The 3,006-nt window shown below is 64.0% G+C and carries 5 protein-coding genes; all 5 read left to right on the top strand.

Annotated elements, in window-relative coordinates; translation table 11 throughout:
- The coding region (locus AC2VON_RS05855; protein ID WP_486952093.1) for a transposase at positions 1-299 on the top strand (299 nt) is incomplete at its 5' end.
- Between the two features lie 9 nt (positions 300-308).
- Positions 309-767, top strand: coding sequence for a glycoside hydrolase family 15 protein (locus tag AC2VON_RS05850; protein ID WP_486952092.1), 459 nt, complete (start codon positions 309-311; stop codon positions 765-767).
- Positions 764-1,078 (top strand): hypothetical protein, encoded by a 315-nt coding sequence (locus tag AC2VON_RS05845; protein WP_486952091.1) that lies wholly within the window; start codon positions 764-766, stop codon positions 1,076-1,078. Before AC2VON_RS05850 ends, AC2VON_RS05845 begins: the two co-directional genes overlap by 4 nt.
- The gene (locus AC2VON_RS05840) at positions 1,075-1,329 is read left to right on the top strand and encodes a hypothetical protein (RefSeq protein ID WP_486952090.1); all 255 of its coding nucleotides are present in this window, start codon (positions 1,075-1,077) and stop codon (positions 1,327-1,329) included. Before AC2VON_RS05845 ends, AC2VON_RS05840 begins: the two co-directional genes overlap by 4 nt.
- 411 nt (positions 1,330-1,740) lie before the next feature.
- Positions 1,741-2,985 carry an IS701 family transposase gene (locus AC2VON_RS05835; RefSeq protein ID WP_486952094.1) on the top strand — a complete coding sequence of 415 codons (1,245 nt, stop codon included), beginning with the start codon at positions 1,741-1,743 and terminating at the stop codon, positions 2,983-2,985.
- The last annotated feature ends 21 nt before the right edge of the window (positions 2,986-3,006 follow it).

Below are 3,006 nucleotides of genomic sequence, written 5' to 3'. Positions count from 1 at the left end.
GCACCCACAAGGCACCCACCGTGGCGACCTGGCTGGACAACCACCCACGCTTCCACATGCACTACACGCCAACCTATTCCAGCTGGATCAACCAGGTCGAACGGTGGTTCGCCGAACTAACCCGCCAAATGCTCGAACGCGGCGATCACCGCAGCGTTCAAGCCCTGGAAAAAGACATCCGCGCCTGGGCCAGAGCCTGGAACGAGAACCCAAAACCGTTCGTATGGACCAAAACTGCCGAACAGATCCTCGAATCCCTCGGCCGATTAATTGAACGAATTAACGGCGCAGGACACTAGGAGCCGCTGGTGCTGCCGGCTCGTGCCGACTGCGACGCCCGGTTGGCGCGCACCGTGGCCGGGTGGCGCGACTGGTGCGCAGTCCGCACCCACCTGGGCCGATGGCCCGACGCAATGCTGCGCAGCGCACTGGCGATCAAACTGCTGGTCTTCGCGCCCTCCGGTGCGATCGCTGCGGCCGCCACCTCATCTCTGCCAGAAAATCTTGGGGGCGAACGTAACTGGGACTACCGCTACTCCTGTATCCGCAACTTGGCCTTCACTCTCAGCGCCTTTCTGCGGCTTGGTTGCATGACAGAGGCCCACGCCTACCTCTGGTGGCTGATGCACGCCACCCAGTTAACCCATCCGCGGCTGCGCGTGCTGTATCGGCTCGACGGTGGAGCCCGTGCCGTAGAGCGCACGGGCTTTTGCACGGATACACCGGCGGCGGTGATGCCGTTATGCGGGCCACCATTGATGCAGTGAACACCGAGCTGCGAAAGGGCCCCTACGTGCGGCGCTACCAGGGTTCCGACGGAGTCGCAGGCGCCGAAGGAGCGTTTCTGTCGTGTTCGTTCTGGCTCGCCGAGTCGCTCGCCCGGGCGGGACGCGTTGGCGAGGCGATCGAACTGATGGATGCGCTTGTAGGGCTGCCCAACGACGTCGGCCTCTTCAGCAAAGAAGTCGACCCGGTGACCGGGGCGTTTCTCGGCAACCTGCCTCGGGGGCTTACCCATCTGGCGCTGATCAATGCCGCCTGCACCATCGCGGCGCTTGTCGAAAAGATGGGCCGGTGAGCATCTGGGCAACTCTGGCCGGTGCGTTCTTCGGCACGCTGGTTTTGACCACCGTTATGCGCGCAGCCAGCGAACTCAAGCTGACCCGCATGGATCTGCCATTCCTGCTCGGCACCGCAGCCACGGTGCATCACGGAAAGGCTATGGCGATCGGGTATGTGATGCACTTCGCTTCGCCCAATCACATCCAGCCGGTCCAGCAGCTCGGTGACTGCGATCATTCCCGTGTTTCCGGATACCGACGGATCTGACCGGCCGATACGAACACGCCCCAGCGACCGCTTCCCCGCAGCTTTTCGATTGCGTATTCTACTCACCAGATGGGTGCCTTCCTGCGCCACTAAGACTATCGCTAGTCACAAGCCAATTGTCCTATGCGGCAATGGCACCCATCGCCAACTTCCAGCGCGTGTCGCCCGCTTACTCGCGGAATCGGGTCTGAGGAAAAATAGCGCGCGCTCAATGCCGGTGTGGCTTAGCGGGCGATCGGTCGAGCTAGTACTGCAGCCGTAGTTCGGGGCGGGGGTTCTTCGGCGTGTCTGCGCTGGTAGAAGCGGTGGCCGAGGCATTGTTCGGAGTTTGTGAACACATCTGAATATGCCGCGGCCCCCGCGGCTGTCAGCGTAGACCCTGACCGGTGGTGGAGGCAGTTCTCGGCAGTGATCGACCGGATCGCGCCGCGGTTTACCCGCCATGAGCCGTTACGGCATGCCGCTGCGCTGATGGCCGGGATGGTCTCCGGGCTGGATCGCAAGAATTGCTGGACGATCGCCGAGCACCGTGGCGATCACACCCCCGACGGCTTGCAGCACCTGCTGGCCCGCGCCAAGTGGGACGCTGATGCGGTCCGCGACGATCTGCGTGATTACGTCGTCGACGCGTTCGGTGATCTTGGCGCGGTGCTGATCATCGACGAGACGGGCGATGTCAAGAAGGGCACCGCCACCGTCGGGGTGCAACGCCAATACAGCGGCACGGCTGGGCGCATCGAGAACTCCCAAGTCGCGGTGTATCTGACCTATGCCGCCCCGCGCGGGCATGCCCTGATCGACCGAGCGCTGTATCTGCCGCGCTGCTGGAGCGAGGATCCGGATCGTTGCGACGAGGCGGGGATACCGGCTGATAGCAGAGGTTTTGCCACCAAACCCACCCTGGCCGGGCAGTTGATCGCCCGTACCGTCGATGCGAAGGTTCCAGCAGGCTGGGTGGCTGGCGACGAGGTCTACGGCGCTGATCCGAAACTGCGTGCCGCCATCCGCGGCCACGGCCTGGGTTATGTGCTGGCGGTGGCCGCCAACCGGCGAGTGCCGACGGCGGCCGGACCGATCCGCGTCGATCAACTGCCCGCAGCGCTGCCACCGTGGGCGTGGCAGAAACACTCCGCCGGGCACGGCAGCCACGGGCAGCGCTACTACTCCTGGGCCTGGATCGCGCTGGACGCCGAAGACGACACCGACACCGGCTGCCACCATTTGCTGATACGGCGCAACGACACCACCGGTGAGCTGGCCTACCTGCGAAGCTATTCACCACGTCCGGTCACCTTGCACACCCTGGTCGCCGTCGCGGGTCAACGCTGGCGCATCGAGGAATCCTTCCAGGCCGCCAAGGGCCTGACCGGACTCGACCAACACCAGGTCCGCCGCTGGCACTCCTGGCATCGCTGGACCACCCTGGCCATGCTCGCTCATGCCTTCCTGGCCGTGTCCACCGCCGTCGAGCGCGACGCCCAACCCACCCCCGTCGGGCTGATTGCGTTGACCGTCAACGAATTTCGTCGTCTTTTCGACATGCTGCTGCTGACCACCCGCCGTACCATCAAAAGCCTGCTGGCCTGGTCGCACTGGCGACGACGACACCAATACCGAGCGCAGCTATCCCACTACCGGCGACAGGAAAACCAATGATCACGAACTACGGCTGCAGTA

It is taken from the genome of Mycobacterium sp. TH-M82, from assembly GCF_057473605.1.
This window is presented reverse-complemented; position numbering and strand designations above follow the sequence as displayed.